The organism is Roseateles saccharophilus (genome assembly GCF_031458095.1).
Classification (GTDB): Bacteria; Pseudomonadota; Gammaproteobacteria; order Burkholderiales; family Burkholderiaceae_C; genus Pelomonas; species Pelomonas saccharophila_A.
This window is the reverse complement of record NZ_JAVDXU010000005.1, coordinates 92999-105889: the sequence shown is the minus strand read 5'-3', so window position 1 is coordinate 105889 and position 12891 is coordinate 92999. Positions and strand designations below refer to the sequence as shown.

General features: G+C 67.5%; 16 protein-coding genes. 9 read left to right on the top strand and 7 right to left on the bottom strand.

The window, feature by feature from the left end:
* Window positions 1-21: 21 nt before the first annotated feature.
* Together J2X20_RS25850 and J2X20_RS25845 are read right to left on the bottom strand one after the other, a co-directional pair.
* Window positions 22-777, bottom strand: coding sequence for an ABC transporter permease (locus J2X20_RS25850; RefSeq protein WP_310271772.1), 756 nt, complete (start codon window positions 775-777; stop codon window positions 22-24).
* Window positions 774-1694 (bottom strand): ABC transporter ATP-binding protein, encoded by a 921-nt coding sequence (locus J2X20_RS25845; protein ID WP_310271769.1) that lies wholly within the window; start codon window positions 1692-1694, stop codon window positions 774-776. The genes J2X20_RS25850 and J2X20_RS25845 overlap by 4 nt, the downstream gene beginning before the upstream one ends.
* Window positions 1695-1755: 61 nt before the next feature.
* Here J2X20_RS25845 and J2X20_RS25840 point away from each other — a divergent pair, with 61 nt between their 5' ends.
* The 5 genes from J2X20_RS25840 to J2X20_RS25820 all read left to right on the top strand — a co-directional run bounded on the left by J2X20_RS25840 (window position 1756) and on the right by J2X20_RS25820 (window position 4610).
* Window positions 1756-2418, top strand: coding sequence for a TetR/AcrR family transcriptional regulator (locus J2X20_RS25840; RefSeq protein WP_310271767.1), 663 nt, complete (start codon window positions 1756-1758; stop codon window positions 2416-2418).
* A gap of 13 nt (window positions 2419-2431) precedes the next feature.
* A complete protein-coding gene (locus J2X20_RS25835; RefSeq protein ID WP_310271763.1) occupies window positions 2432-3205 on the top strand; it encodes a tetratricopeptide repeat protein in 774 nt (257 codons plus the stop codon).
* A 138-nt stretch (window positions 3206-3343) separates the two neighbouring features.
* Complete coding sequence (locus tag J2X20_RS25830) at window positions 3344-3682, top strand: hypothetical protein (protein ID WP_310271761.1); 339 nt, start codon at window positions 3344-3346, stop codon at window positions 3680-3682.
* 118 nt (window positions 3683-3800) lie between these two features.
* On the top strand, window positions 3801-4145 hold the full coding sequence (locus J2X20_RS25825) for a hypothetical protein (RefSeq protein WP_310271759.1): 345 nt from the start codon (window positions 3801-3803) through the stop codon (window positions 4143-4145).
* A gap of 108 nt (window positions 4146-4253) precedes the next feature.
* The gene (locus J2X20_RS25820) at window positions 4254-4610 is read left to right on the top strand and encodes a hypothetical protein (protein WP_310271757.1); all 357 of its coding nucleotides are present in this window, start codon (window positions 4254-4256) and stop codon (window positions 4608-4610) included.
* Between the two features lie 158 nt (window positions 4611-4768).
* On the opposite strand, the gene J2X20_RS25815 is transcribed toward J2X20_RS25820, so the two are convergent.
* A complete protein-coding gene (locus J2X20_RS25815; protein WP_310272561.1) occupies window positions 4769-6169 on the bottom strand; it encodes a wax ester/triacylglycerol synthase family O-acyltransferase in 1401 nt (466 codons plus the stop codon).
* 119 nt (window positions 6170-6288) lie between these two features.
* On the opposite strand from J2X20_RS25815, the gene J2X20_RS25810 reads away from it, so the two are divergent.
* The gene (locus J2X20_RS25810; protein WP_310271754.1) at window positions 6289-6540 is read left to right on the top strand and encodes an acyl-CoA-binding protein; all 252 of its coding nucleotides are present in this window, start codon (window positions 6289-6291) and stop codon (window positions 6538-6540) included.
* 172 nt (window positions 6541-6712) lie between these two features.
* Here the strand turns inward: J2X20_RS25810 and J2X20_RS25805 are convergent, their stop codons facing one another.
* Entirely contained in the window at window positions 6713-7042 is a 330-nt protein-coding gene (locus J2X20_RS25805) for a polyhydroxyalkanoic acid system family protein (RefSeq protein ID WP_310271752.1), read from the bottom strand.
* A gap of 133 nt (window positions 7043-7175) precedes the next feature.
* Between J2X20_RS25805 and J2X20_RS25800 the strand changes: the two genes are divergently transcribed.
* The 3 genes from J2X20_RS25800 to J2X20_RS25790 are packed head-to-tail and all read left to right on the top strand — an operon-like array spanning window position 7176 to window position 9231.
* Window positions 7176-7943, top strand: a complete 768-nt coding sequence (locus J2X20_RS25800; RefSeq protein WP_310271749.1) for a tetratricopeptide repeat protein — start codon at window positions 7176-7178, stop codon at window positions 7941-7943.
* A gap of 2 nt (window positions 7944-7945) precedes the next feature.
* On the top strand, window positions 7946-8908 hold the full coding sequence (locus tag J2X20_RS25795; RefSeq protein WP_310271746.1) for an aldo/keto reductase: 963 nt from the start codon (window positions 7946-7948) through the stop codon (window positions 8906-8908).
* Window positions 8909-8913: 5 nt separating this feature from the next.
* A complete protein-coding gene (locus J2X20_RS25790; RefSeq protein ID WP_310271743.1) occupies window positions 8914-9231 on the top strand; it encodes a hypothetical protein in 318 nt (105 codons plus the stop codon).
* Window positions 9232-9236: 5 nt separating this feature from the next.
* Here the strand turns inward: J2X20_RS25790 and J2X20_RS25785 are convergent, their stop codons facing one another.
* From J2X20_RS25785 to J2X20_RS25775, 3 genes are read right to left on the bottom strand one after another with little or no spacing between them, the layout of a single operon-like run.
* Window positions 9237-9770: a GNAT family N-acetyltransferase gene (locus J2X20_RS25785; RefSeq protein WP_310271740.1), complete on the bottom strand. Its 534-nt coding sequence runs from the start codon at window positions 9768-9770 to the stop codon at window positions 9237-9239.
* Window positions 9736-10824, bottom strand: coding sequence for an aminopeptidase (locus J2X20_RS25780; RefSeq protein ID WP_310271737.1), 1089 nt, complete (start codon window positions 10822-10824; stop codon window positions 9736-9738). The genes J2X20_RS25785 and J2X20_RS25780 overlap by 35 nt, the downstream gene beginning before the upstream one ends.
* A 43-nt stretch (window positions 10825-10867) precedes the next feature.
* Window positions 10868-12853, bottom strand: coding sequence for a M30 family zinc metallopeptidase (locus tag J2X20_RS25775; protein WP_310271734.1), 1986 nt, complete (start codon window positions 12851-12853; stop codon window positions 10868-10870).
* Window positions 12854-12891 lie beyond the last annotated feature (38 nt).

Genomic DNA, 12891 nt, shown 5'->3' with positions numbered 1-12891 from the left:
CGGGGCTGCGAAAACCATCCTTTAGGAGCGGATCTTGTAGCCCCGCTTCAGCAGCGATAAAGCGAGGCCCGCCGTGACCGCGAAGCTGGTCGCGACCACCGCCAGGCTCAGCCACGGCGACACGTCGCTGACGCCGAAGAAGCCGCGCCTGAAGCCGTCGATCATGTAGAAGAAGGGGTTCAGGTGGCTGATGCCCTGCCAGAAGCCCGGCAGGCTGTGCACCGAATAGAAGACGCCCGACAGGAAGGTCATGGGCATGATGATGAAGTTCTGGAAGGCGGCCAGCTGGTCGAATTTCTCGGCCCACAGGCCGGCGATGAGCCCAAGCGTGCCCATCAGGCCGGCGCCGAGCACCGTGAACAGCAGCACCCACAGGATGTTGTCCAGCCCCGGCGGCGCAAACCAGGCGGTCACCAGCAGCACACCGGCGCCCACCGCCAGGCCACGCACGATGGCAGCGCCCACATAGGCGACAAACCAGGCCGTGGGCGACAGCGGCGTCAGCAGCAGGAAGATCAGGTTGCCGGTGATCTTGCTCTGGATCAGGCTGGACGAGCTGTTGGCGAAGGCGTTCTGCAGCACGCTCATCATCACCAGGCCGGGGATGAGGAACTGCGTGTAGCCCACTGTGTCGTAGACCTTCACATGGTCTTCCAGCGTGTGGCCGAAGACGAGCAGGTACATCACCGCGGTCAGCACGGGCGCGCAGACGGTCTGGAAGGCGACCTTCCAGAAGCGCAGCACTTCCTTCTTGAAAAGGGTGGAGGCGCCATTCATGCGTGCTCTCCCTGCATGATTTCCAGGAACACGTCCTCGAGGTCGGCACGGCCGATCTCCAGGTCTTCGACGGGCACGCCCGCGGCGCGCAGCGTGGCCAGCGTGGTCTCCACCTCGGCGGCGTCATGCGCCGTCACCTGCACGATGCGCCCGGTCACCCGGGCTCGTGCCGCAATGTCGGGCGGCAACCCCACGTCGGTCTTGAAGCGCAGCATGGTCGAGGCCGTGCCGGCGAGCAGCTGCGAGGTGCGGTCAAGTGCCACGATGCGCCCCTGCTTCAGCATGCCGATGCGCTGGCACAGGGCCTCGGCTTCCTCCAGATAGTGCGTGGTCAGCAGCACCGTGTGGCCTTCCTTGTTGAGACGGGCGATGAACTGCCACAGGGTCTGGCGCAGCTCCACGTCGACGCCGGCCGTGGGCTCGTCCAGCACGATGACGGGCGGGCGGTGCACCAGGGCCTGGGCTACCAGCACGCGGCGCTTCATGCCGCCGGAGAGCTGGCGCATATTGGCGTTGGCCTTGTCGGCCAGGCCGAGGTTGCTCAGCAGCTCGTCGATCCAGTCGTCGTTGCGGTGCACGCCGAAATAGCCGCTCTGGATGCGCAGCGATTCGCGCACGCTGAAGAAGGGGTCGAACACCAGTTCCTGCGGCACCACACCCAGGGCCTTGCGGGCGGCGGCGTAGTCGTCGACAACGTCGTGGCCCATGACGCGCACCCGGCCTTCGGTGGCCTTGGCCAGGCCGGCGAGCACGCTGATCAGGGTCGTCTTGCCGGCGCCATTAGGGCCGAGCAGGCCGAAGAACTCGCCGCAGTGGATGTCGAAACTGACGCCGTCCAGCGCCCTGACCTGCCCTCCCCGGTATGTTTTCTTGACGTTCTCGAAGGAGATGGCAGGCGGGGAGGTCTGATTCGGCATGGGGCGTCATTCTAAAAGTTGACCCTATTTCGGTGCAGATCGCTGCCAGAATGACCCGCGCATGCCCACGCCCAAACGCCCCCGCCGCACCGCCGAGCGCATCCTGGAGGTCACCCTCGACCTCTTCAACGCGTTTGGCGAGCCCAATGTGTCGACGACGCTGATCTCGGCCGAACTGAAGATCAGCCCGGGCAATCTCTACTACCACTACCCGGCCAAGGACGAACTGGTCAACGCCCTGTTCGGGCGCTACGAGGCCGAGCTCAGCGAGCTGCTGGCCGCGGCCGACAACGTGCGCAACGTGGAAGACGCCTGGCTGTTCTTCCACATGCTGTTCGAGCTGATCTGGAAGCACCGCTTCCTGTATCGCGACCTGAACGACCTGCTGTTCAAGAACCGCCGCCTGGAGACCCATTTCCAGAGCCTGCTGGCCGCCAAGGAGCAGGCCATGCGCCATGTGCTGTCGGGCCTGCACCTGGGCGGGGCGCTGAAGATGGAGCTGCGCGAGGCCGCGCCGACGGCCAATGCCATGGTCGTGGTGGTGAGCTACTGGCTGAGCTACGAATACGTGCGCGACCCGCGCCACGCGCTGGAGCCCGGCCGTGCCGGTGCCGCCCTGATGCGCGGCGCCTTCCACGCCCTTTCCCTGCTGCTACCCTACCTCGAGCCTGCGTCCAAGGACCACCTCTTCAAGCTCGCCGGCCAATACCAATCAACACCCTGAAGGAGACAACGCGATGGCCAAGTGGACCGCCTTTCCCTACGACAACAGCGCCTTTGTCTACACGCCGGCCACGCTGAAGAAGCACTGGGCCCGCCTGCATGCCGGCGATGCCGAGCCCTTCCCCAAGGACGCCGACGTCGTGCAGGCCTGGATCCACTTCCATGCCGGTGATTTCCAGGCCGCCTATGACGCCGGTCTGGCCGCCGGCGGCGCGGGCATCACGGTCGCCAACAAGGCCCAGGGCATCTACGCCAACTACCTCGAGAAGAAGGAGAAGGCGAAGCTGGAGATGTTCCTGGAGATCTCCGAGCGCGCGGAAGCCCAGCAGGGCGAAGAGCCCAAGAACGCCAACGCGTACTACTGGCAGGCCTATGCCCTGGGCCGCTACGGCCAGGGCATCAGCGTCGCCAAGGCGCTGGCCCAAGGACTGGGCACCAAGGTCAAGGGCGCGCTGGAAACCACCATCGAGCTGGCCCCCAAGCACGCCGATGCCCACATCGCCCTGGGCGCCTTCCACGCCGAGGTCATCGACAAGGTCGGCAAGCTGCTGGGCCGCACCCAGGGCGCCGACACGGCCACCGGGCTGAAGATGTTCGAGCAGGCCCTCAAGCTGAACCCGACCAGCGCCATCGCCATGATCGAACGCGCCAACGGGCTGGTCATGCTGGAGGGCGACAAGCGCATGAAGGAAGCCGAGAAGCTGTACGCCGACGCGGCCGCCTGCGAGGCCATGGACGCGATGGAGCTGCTCGATATCGAGCTGGCCAAAGAGGAGCTCGAGGAGTAATCGAGCAATAGTTCACGGCCCGCCGACCGGGTCGTGAACTCCGTCACGACCCGATCTCCCGCGCCTCCGGGGGTGCAAGCCGGCACATCGCGGCGTAAGCTTCGTCCCCATCACTCACCCCCCACACGAGACCGCGCCATGAAGTTCCTGATCCCCGCTTTCGCTGCCGTCACTGTCTTCGCCGCCCAGGCCGCGAACAACGCCACGCCCGAGCAGGCCGAACTGCGCGCCGAGTGCGCCAAGAGCTACACCGAGACCAGCAGCATCGCCACGCCGGTCGCGGCCAACGAATACCAGTTCGTCTACGCCAACGGCAAGTACAAGGGTGAAGCCAAGCCCGGCAAGCTGCTGGCCTGCACCGAGCAGCAATACGCCGCCTACCTGGACAAGGCCGACCCGGCCAAGGTGATGGCCGCCTACCCGACCGCCGCCGGCCGCCCGACCGCCAAGAAGAAGGCCGAGCCCTTCCGTCTGTAAATCAAGCCTGGACGTTTCCAAACGTCAGCCGACCAAGGCGCTCTTCGGAGCGCCTTTTGTTTTTGCGGCGCAGCCGACCTAATGTTCAAACTCACCGGACATTCCAAGGAGACATGCCGTGAAGATCCTTCTCGCCACCCTCGCCTGCCTGAGCTGCATTCCCGCCCTCGCGGACGATGCCGACATGCACAAGGCCCGGCAGGAATTGCGCGCCGGCTGTGCGCAGAGCTACGCCAGCTTCATTGCCCATCATCCAGCCGGCAACGCCCCCGAGTACCGCGGTGACAAGCAACCCGGCGACAGCAGCTACTACGCCGACGCCAAGCCCTGCAGCGAAGCGCATCTCGCTGCCTATCTGGACAAGGCCGACCCCGCCCTCGTAATGCGCGCCTATCCGAGCGCCGCCGGCCGGCCCAAGGCCAAGACGCCAGCCACCAGCGCATCGGCACCCGCCAAGCCCTGAGTCGACGCCAGGCGCCCGCGGGCGCTTTGCAGATTGATGCAGTGCGGCGTGCATTTGCTTGCACTTAGGCGTAGTCTTTCACCACCTTCAGCAGCAAGGAGGTCAGCCATGAGAACCCTCGCAGTCGTCATTGCGTCTCTGGTTGCCGCGCTGCCGGCCCTTGCGGCCGACACCCCGGCCACCCACGCCCAGGCTGTGTTGCGCGACGGTTGCGCCCAGGCCTATGCCAGCCACATCGCCACCTACTACGCCGCGGGCGCGGTGGCGCCGGCCTTCGCAGGCGAGCGCGCCAAGGGCGACAACCGCTATTACAACGACGCCAAGCCCTGCGACGAAGCGCAGTACGCGAGCTATCTGGAAAAGGCCGACCCGGCCACGGTGACGATGGCCTACCCCACCGCCGCCGGCAAGGCCAAGCCGAAGAAGCCCTCGACCAGCGCCACCGCCACGACGAAGTCCAAGTAAGGTTGGCGCTCCGGTTTTGCGGGCCGAGCGCCGGGCCGCTCTCTAGCCGGTCCGCCCTGGGGCGATGTGCTTGCGGCTCGATGCCGCAAGCATCGCCGTCCCTTCGGGCGACAGAACACAGTTGCCCGCGTTCAGCCAGGCAAGACTGGGCGAGGGGCTCAGTTTTCCCAGGGCATCATCAACGACAGCAACAAGAGCTTCTCGAACTCCGGTGCGAAGTTGGCGATGATGGCCTCGGGGTCGGGGCACAGGCCCGTGTCGGTGATGAGGCCGAACTGCACGCGGCCGGCATAGGTCAGGATGCTGACACCCATGCCGATGTCGCCTGACTGCGGCACCCAGAACATCACCTTTTCTACCGTCGAGCCGCAGAACTTCAGCGCCTGGGCCGGGCCGGGCACATTGGTCATGACGGCCGTCGCCTTCTTGGCGAAGAGGTTGAGCATGGCGTGCTGCACCGGCTTGATCAGCAGGCCGGCCACCGACAGCAGGCCGAAGGCCATCACCGGCTGGAAGCTGCCCTTGAGCTCGCTCATGCGCGCCCGCACCGCGAACAGCCTCTCGATGGGGTTGGCGATGCCGATGGGCAGCACCAGCGGCACCAGGCCGAAACGATTGCCGAGCTGCCAGGCCTGCTCCAGCGGCCGCAGGTTGACCGGCACCATGGCGCGGATCTCCTTGCCCGCCGGGTCTTCGCCCTTGTCGGCGAGGTACTTGCCGATGGCGCCGGCCGCGCAGGCCAGCAGTACGTCGTTGATGGAGGCGCCCAGGGCCTTGCCCACCGCCTTGACCTCATCCAGGGCCAGGCTGTCGTCCCAGGCCACGGTCTTGCCCACGCCGGGCTTGCCCTTGAGGCGGGTCGGCGAGTCGTCGGGCATCAGCGCGAAGGCGGCCACGTCGGACACGGCCTGATAGCCCATGCGGGCCATCTCCAGGGATGAATCCATGGGCGTGTCGCCGCGCATCGCCAGGTCCACCCCCTTGGCCACGCCCTTGCCCGTCATGCCGATGGCCTTGACGGTCAGGTTGGTCATGGGGCGCAGGAAGGCGTCGAGCAGCCAGTCGGCCTCCTCAGGCTCCTTGGGCGCGCGCTTGGGTGGCGCCTTGCCGCCGTCGGTGATGGACAGCATGACGGCGATCAGCGCGATGCCATCGGCAATGCAGTGGTGGATGCGGGCGATCAGGGCGCTGGTGCCGTCGCCCATGTCCTCGATGAGCTGGAACTGCCACAGCGGGTGGGCCGGGTCCAGCGCTTCAGAGCACAGTTCGCCGACGCGCTCGCGCAGCACCTCATCGCGGCTCTGGCCACGCAGCGGCAGCGGCACCTCGGCAACGACATGGCGAGCGATGTCGAAGTCCTTGTCGGCCACCCACTCGGCGCCGATCAGCGCGTCCTCGACGACCTTCTGCCGGAAGCGCGGGTATTGCAGCAGCCGCTCGGCCACGCGCTCGCGCAGGGCGGCCAGGGTGATGCCGGGGCGGATGGACCAGACCCCGATGATCATCATCAGGTTGGCGTCGGTATCCATGCGCAGCCAGGCGGTATCCACCTTGGACATGCGTTCGCTGTGTGGGGCCAAATCGGTCTCCTCGATGCCTTCTTTTGCGGGCCTAAACTCCGTGGCCCGTCGTTCGATTGTCACCAGTCGAACCCCTCGAATCAGCCCTGGAGAACCCCGTGAGCCTGAAAGACCAATTCGAAGCTGCCGTCGCCGATTCGAAGAACCTGCCCGAGCGGCCGGACAACATGACGCTGCTGAAGATCTATGCCCTGTACAAGCAGGGCAGCGCCGGCGATGTCGACGGCAAGCGTCCCGGCTTCACCGACATGGTCGGCCGCGCCAAGTGGGATGCCTGGAACGAGCTCAAGGGCACGTCGACCGACGACGCCATGCAGCAGTACGTCGACCTGATCGAATCCTTGAAATAGTGGCCCCTCGCCCAGTCTGGCCGCGCTGAAGGCGGGCCAGCCTGGTCGGTCCCCCGAGGGGACGGCGATGCTTGTCGGATTGACCGCCAAGCACATCGCCAGAGCGGTCCGGCTAGGGAACGGCCCGTCGCTCGGCCCGCGGTTCAGGCACTACGCTCCCCAACAAACCGGCTCAGGCCGGTTTCTTTTTGGCCGGCGCCTTCTTCTTGTTGTTGGCGGCCAGCAGGGCGTCCAGTTCCTTCTGGATTTCGCCCTCGATGGTCTTCTTGAAGGCGCCGAGCAGGAAGCCCAGCTGGGCCACCAGCTCAAAATGGTCGGGCGCCACCGTCAGCTCGCCCTTCACGCCGCTGCGCGTGAACTCCACCGTGTCGCTGAATTCACCCTCCAGCACCGTGCATTCCATGTCGAACTTCTCTTCGACCTGCTCGGCCCATTTCCAGGCGATCTCGCGAGCCTTCTTCAGGCCCAGTTCGTGGTCTCGGTGAATGCGGATCTCGGCCATCGGGGGCTCTCCTTTGTCTCGTGCACCCCACTCTAAGCGAGAAGGCCTGCGCCGCCTGCAGCGAGCCGTTTGCACGCATACTCCCGCCGCGAATAAGCCTGGCGCCAAGCCAGCTGAAGTCCAGGGAGGATCCATGCGCCTTGCCGACCCCGACCCGCTCGTCCTCGACCCGCTGATGGAGGGGCTGTTGCATTTCCGAGCGCCCGAGCCCGACCATGAGCAGGCGGTCTACTGGTTCCGCGTCGCCGCCGACGCCGGGGACGCCGAGGGCATGGCCATGCTGGCCTTCTGCCAGCTCGAGGGCACCGGCCTGCCGCGCGACCCCGAGCAGGCCCGCGAGCGCCTGGAGCGCGCCAGCGCCGAGGGCAGCCTGACCGCCAAATTCCATCTCGGCCGCATCCTCGTCGCCGGCTGGGGCGGCGCCCCCGACGCGCCGCGCGGCGTGGCCCTCTATACCGCCGCCGCGGCCATGGGCCATGCCGACGCCACCTTCAACCTGGCCAGTTGCCTGGAAGCCGGCTGGGGCTGCCAGCCCGACCGCCTCGCCGCCAAGGCCCTCTACCTGCGGGCCCGCGCCATGGGCAGCCCGCTGAAGGCGCCGGGCCTGCGCATCCGCGAGCGCGAGCTGGACGCGGTGCGCGAGCTGGCGCGGCGGCTGGAAAGCGGCAGCGAACTCGCCCGCATCATCGAAGAGCGCCAGCACGAGATCATGCTGATCCACGACCTTGCCGAGAACCCCAAGCGCAAGGCCATGCTGAGCGCCAGGCAGCGGCGCCGACTGCTGCACCTCGCCAGCATCACGGCCGTCATCGCCGGCATCGCCGCGGCCCTGGCCGGCCTGTTCGGCTGGCGCAACAACCACCCGCTGGCGCATGATTCCGGTCCTACATCGATAGCTTGAACATGACCCGACCCCTGCCCCTGAACGCCCATCTGATCGACGTCGGCCCGCTTGTCTACGGCTGCATGGCCTTGGGTGGCGACTGGGGCGGCGGCCCGATCACGGAGGCCGACATCGCCCACGCCCACGCCGCCGTCGAAGCCGCCCTGGACATCGGCATCAAGCTCTTCGATCACGCCGACATCTACCGCCGCGGCAAGGCCGAGGCCGTCTTCGGCGAACTGCTCAAGCGCGATGCAGGTCTGCGCGCCAAGGTACGGCTGCAGAGCAAATGCGGCATCCGCTTCGCCGACGATGCCAACCCGGGCCGCTATGACCTGAGCGCCGGCTATATCGAGGAAAGCGTCACCGGCATCCTGCAGCGCCTGGCCGTCGAGCGCATCGACATCCTGCTGCTGCACCGCCCCGATGCGCTGATGGAACCCGGCGAGATCGCCCGCGCCTTCGGCCGGCTCAAGGCGGCGGGCAAGGTCGGCCACCTGGGCGTGTCCAATATGCATGCCGGCCAGATGCGCTGGCTGCAGATGGCCCTGCCCGAGCCCCTCGTCGCCAACCAGCTGGAGCTGAGCCTGGCCAAGCTGGACGCCATCGAGGTCGGCACCACCTTCAACGACCCGCAGGCCACCACGCGGCCCGGCTGCGTCGCCTGGGCCGGCACGCTGGAATACGCCCAGCGCCACGGCGTGCAATTGCAGGCCTGGGGCTCGCTGGCGCAGGGGCGCTTCAACGATCCAGCAGCCTCGCCGGCAGCCAAGGTCGTGCACGAGATTGCCGAGGCCCACTGCACGACGGCCAACGCCGTGCTGCTGGCCTGGCTGCTGCGGCATCCGGCGGGCATCCAGCCCGTCATCGGCAGCGGCAATGCGGAGCGCATCCGGGCTTGCGGCGATGCGACGCGGATTCAGCTGAACCGGGACGAGTGGTACCGGCTGTATGTGGCGGCACGGGGGCAGGCGTTGCCGTGACGCGCATGGCTCGCGCTTACCCCGTTCCGACTTTGGCGACCCAGATCGAAACGGAATGGGCCGCAGAACTCGCCTCGCACTTTGGCCGCACCGCAGCCGAGATACTGCAACCACTCCGGCCTTGGTTCGACTTTCCGCAAGGGCAGTTGCGCATTGAACTGATGGATGGTTCCACCATGCAGTTCGTCCACGCATTCCACCTCGTCAACGAGCCCAAGCGGACGATCGCGGTTTTCACCGAGCACTGCGGCCACCATCTCTATCCGTACCACGAGGCACGCATCTTCAGGGACGATGTACTGATCTACGCGCAGTCGACTTGACGGCATCAGCCGGGCGCCGCGCGTACCAACGGCTGCCTCGGATGCAGCCTCGCCATCGCCAGCGCATCCACATAGACGCCATCGCGCAGCGCATAGGCCTTGTGGCGCCCCTCATGCTCGAAGCCATACCGTTCGTACAGGCGGATGGCACGCTCGTTGTCGCTGAAGACCGTCAGCTCGACGCGCAGCACCTGCGCCCAGTTGTCGGCATAGTCCAGCAGCGCCTTCATCAAGGCGCTGGCCACGCCCTGGCCCTGGGCTTCCGACAGCACCGAGATGCCCATCATCATGGCGTGGCGCCGGCGCAGCTGGGTGGCCGCGGGATGCAGGCCGGCGCTGCCGATGACGCGGCCTTCGCGCTCGGCGACCAGGAAGAGTTCGGCCGAGCCCGCCACCGGCGGCGTGTTCAGGCGCTGCTCCCACAGCTCCACATGCGCATAAGGCACCTGCAGCAGGCCAGGAAAAATCTCGGGGTCGGCCAGTTGCTCGGCGACCGCCTGGGCGTCACTGGGCCGTGCGCGTCTGAGGATCAGGGACATCGGAACCTCCTTGGCCCCGCAATGTAGCCCGGCGCTCCTCGCGTTCCAGCGGCTTGAGCTTCTCGACAGCGGCGTGAAACTTCACCCAGTCGCCGCCCTCGCGCTCGAACAGGCGCATGAAGGCCGGCACCAGGTCGTCATAGGCCGACAGGATGGCGAAGCTGGCGTTGTTGGCACGCTGGAACCAGGCCTCGTAGCCCGGCGCCTCCCGAGGCGCACGCTCGCGCAATTCGGCCATGACGGCGGCCTTGGCCTCGGCACGCAACTCGGCCGGGCCGGCATAGACGGCCTTGAGCTTGTCGCGCCCCTCGCGGGCCAGTGCCAGGAAGCGCGCCCGCCTGGCGCGGCCCGCCTCGAAGGCGGCCAGGGCCTCGGGCTTGGCCGCCAGCCATTGGCGGGCGCCGAGCATCTCGACGGCGCTGGCATAGGCCTCGTTGAAGCCGGTGTCGTCGCTGGTGTAGACGCGCTGGTGGCTGAGCTCGTGGAAGATCATGGCCGCCAGCTCGCCTTCGGGGTAGCGGATGAAGGTGTTGAGCAGCGGGTCGCCGCCGAACCAGCGGCTCCAGCCCAGCGTCGAATAGGCGGGAATGGGCTGGACCTGCACCTCCCAGCCCTCGGCCTTCAGCTCGTCGGCATGGCGCTGGGCGGCGTCGCGGTCGAACCAGCCCTGGTAGCCGGCGCAGCCCATGATGGGATAGCACCAGGTCTTGAGCTGGAAGCCGAACTCGGGTGCGGCGACGATGTTCCAGACCACCGCCGGGCGGCCGAGGTCGGCATAGCGGCGGTAGCTGTTGTTGTCGGGCAGGGCCAGCTGCGCACTGGCGAAGTCGCGCATCTGCTGCGACATCCTCAGGCGTTCGGCCAAGTCAGGGGGCGTGGCCGGATCGGCCAGCCAGACCGGCACCGGCTTGGCGGCACGGATGATGCCCAGGTGGCCGCCCGCGGCCTGGCCCCAGTGGCCGACGACGCTGCAGCCGCTCAGGGACAGCGAGGCAACGGCAATCAGCAATGGGCGTGCAGAGATCAAGCGCAGCGTCGATGCGGGTGGAGCCACGATTGTCACCACCCGCGCCGGTTGCGAAAGTAACCGCCCGTCCTCAGCGCACCACCACGGTCAGCACCGTGCCGGCAGGCACGCGCACGCCGCGACGCACATAGCGCGTCGCGCCGGCGGGCACCACGTCGTCCAGATAGCTGTGGCTGGTGCTGCCGAAGCGGGTCAGGCCGTTGACGGGCGCCAGCTTGCGCGACCCGGCCAGCTGTGCGGTGTCGGTCCCCATCAGCCAGAAACCGTCCCACTGCACCTGCGGGAAGCCATAGCCCCAGGGCGCGTGGCGCTGCGGCATGCCGCCGAACAGGCTGCTGCCCAGGCGCTCCCATTCATCGGCCAGCCCGGCGCTGCCGGCGCGCTTAAGCAGCATGTCCAGGCAGCTGTAGCTGTCGTCACCGCATTCGCTGACCAGCTGCTTGATCCAGCCGCTGCCATAGCGCCGGTTCAGGAAGGCTGCCAGGCTGCCGCCGGCACCGTAGTCGGTGCTGCCGGCACTGTCCAGCCAGTCGATCATGGACGTGATGCCACCGGAACGCAGATAGCTGGGCAACCGCAAGTTGATGATCTTGTTGACGCCCGGCGTGATGGTCTCGGCCAGCAGGTCCTCGATGGCCATGGCCGACGACTCCTCCAGCCAGACGTCATGCAAGACGTTGCGCTGGATGGTGCGCTGGTGGTAGTTCACCATGTGGGTGAGCTCGTGAACCAGCGTGGAGGCGTAGTAGCTGGGATTGCTGGCCAGGCCCGTGCCGCTCATGAAGAAGGCCAGCGCCTCATTGGAATTCGCATAGCGCGCGCCGCGCCAGCGGTAGGAGTTGTTGAGGCCGTAGAAATAGCCGGCGAGGGAGGCACTGTCCGCACCCATGTGGTTGGTGACCACGATGTTCACGTCCTGCGGCTGCGCGGCGCTTTCCTGGATCAGCCACGACCGCCTGGCCACTTCGGTGCCGCCCCAGACATCGCCCATCAGCGCGATGACGCGGGCAAAGCCGCCCTGGTCACCGCAGAAGCTGCGCTTGAGCGGCTCGACCTGGGCCGCCTCGACGGTGCGCGCGGTGGTCAGTTCCTGGTCCACCCAGAAGACGAGGCGACGGTTGGTCCCGGTGCTGCAGGTGCTGAGCACGGTGGCGGTGAAAGGCACCGGCTTGGTTTCATCGTCGTAGAGGTCGTTCCAGACCCGCTTGCTGCCGACGTCGGCGGCCGCGAGCGCGCGGCGCAGCGGCTCGGCGGCACGGGGTGCCTGTGGGCGCCGCTGCTCGTCGCGCAGGTCGTCCTGCCATTGCTGGCGCAGCTGGCCCAGCATGCGGGCGTGCTGGGCGTCCTGAGCGACCTCGCCGGCCGCACCCTGCGGCTCCTGGCCTGCCTGGATGCGGGCGCTCGGCGCTGCACCCAGGCTCGCCAGCAGCGCACTGCCGCTCTTGGGCAGTTCGGCGGCATCCTTGCTCTCGCCATTGCTGAAGACCAGCGTCACCGCCTGGCCGGCCTGCACATTGCCGATGTCCACGTCGATCAGCTGGGACGTGGCGCCGTCGTTGCGCAGGCGCCAGACACCCACACCGCTGCCGGCATAGCGCCCGTCGGCGGCCACCGCGCAATGCAGGCCGCTGCAGCCTGGCTGCAGCGTCGTGCCGGAGGCTCGCGCCACCGGCGCGGGCGCCGCCTCGACCTGCACGCTGGTGCTTGCACGCACCGTCACGCCGGCGCTGTTCTGGGCCACGGCCGTGGCGGTGAAGTTGCCCGTCTGGGCCAGCCGCCTCTCCACGCTCAAACCTTCGGCCGTCGTGCCGTCGCTGAACTCCCAGCGCCAGCTGACGCCGCTCTGCAGGTCGCCCGCGGTGAACTGCACATATTCGCCCGCATAGAGCTGGGTGGCCGAGGCGCTCGGGTGCACGACCGGATCGGGGATGACGGGCGCGGGCGGCGGCGGCGGCGTGCCACCACCCCCGCCGCCTCCACCGCCGCAGGCGGCCAGCAGCACGAGTGCACAGGCCGCCGCCACATGGCGCAGCCCACCGTTGAAACGGCTTTTCATGGTTCTCCCTGTCCTGGATCTTCTGGGCGCTCCAGCCT

Excerpts from the sequence above, each read along its gene's own strand:
- J2X20_RS25845 (WP_310271769.1), bottom strand. The coding sequence starts at position 1,694 with ATGCCGAATCAGACCTCCCCGCCTGCCATCTCCTTCGAGAACGTCAAG.
- J2X20_RS25790 (WP_310271743.1), top strand. The coding sequence starts at position 8,914 with ATGGCTCGCGCTTACCCCGTTCCGACTTTGGCGACCCAGATCGAAACG.
- J2X20_RS25795 (WP_310271746.1), top strand. The coding sequence starts at position 7,946 with ATGACCCGACCCCTGCCCCTGAACGCCCATCTGATCGACGTCGGCCCG.
- J2X20_RS25850 (WP_310271772.1), bottom strand. The coding sequence starts at position 777 with ATGAATGGCGCCTCCACCCTTTTCAAGAAGGAAGTGCTGCGCTTCTGG.
- J2X20_RS25805 (WP_310271752.1), bottom strand. The coding sequence starts at position 7,042 with ATGGCCGAGATCCGCATTCACCGAGACCACGAACTGGGCCTGAAGAAG.
- J2X20_RS25815 (WP_310272561.1), bottom strand. The coding sequence starts at position 6,169 with ATGTCCAAGGTGGATACCGCCTGGCTGCGCATGGATACCGACGCCAAC.
- J2X20_RS25785 (WP_310271740.1), bottom strand. The coding sequence starts at position 9,770 with ATGTCCCTGATCCTCAGACGCGCACGGCCCAGTGACGCCCAGGCGGTC.
- J2X20_RS25830 (WP_310271761.1), top strand. The coding sequence starts at position 3,344 with ATGAAGTTCCTGATCCCCGCTTTCGCTGCCGTCACTGTCTTCGCCGCC.
- J2X20_RS25775 (WP_310271734.1), bottom strand. The coding sequence starts at position 12,853 with ATGAAAAGCCGTTTCAACGGTGGGCTGCGCCATGTGGCGGCGGCCTGT.
- J2X20_RS25835 (WP_310271763.1), top strand. The coding sequence starts at position 2,432 with ATGGCCAAGTGGACCGCCTTTCCCTACGACAACAGCGCCTTTGTCTAC.
- J2X20_RS25840 (WP_310271767.1), top strand. The coding sequence starts at position 1,756 with ATGCCCACGCCCAAACGCCCCCGCCGCACCGCCGAGCGCATCCTGGAG.
- J2X20_RS25820 (WP_310271757.1), top strand. The coding sequence starts at position 4,254 with ATGAGAACCCTCGCAGTCGTCATTGCGTCTCTGGTTGCCGCGCTGCCG.
- J2X20_RS25800 (WP_310271749.1), top strand. The coding sequence starts at position 7,176 with ATGCGCCTTGCCGACCCCGACCCGCTCGTCCTCGACCCGCTGATGGAG.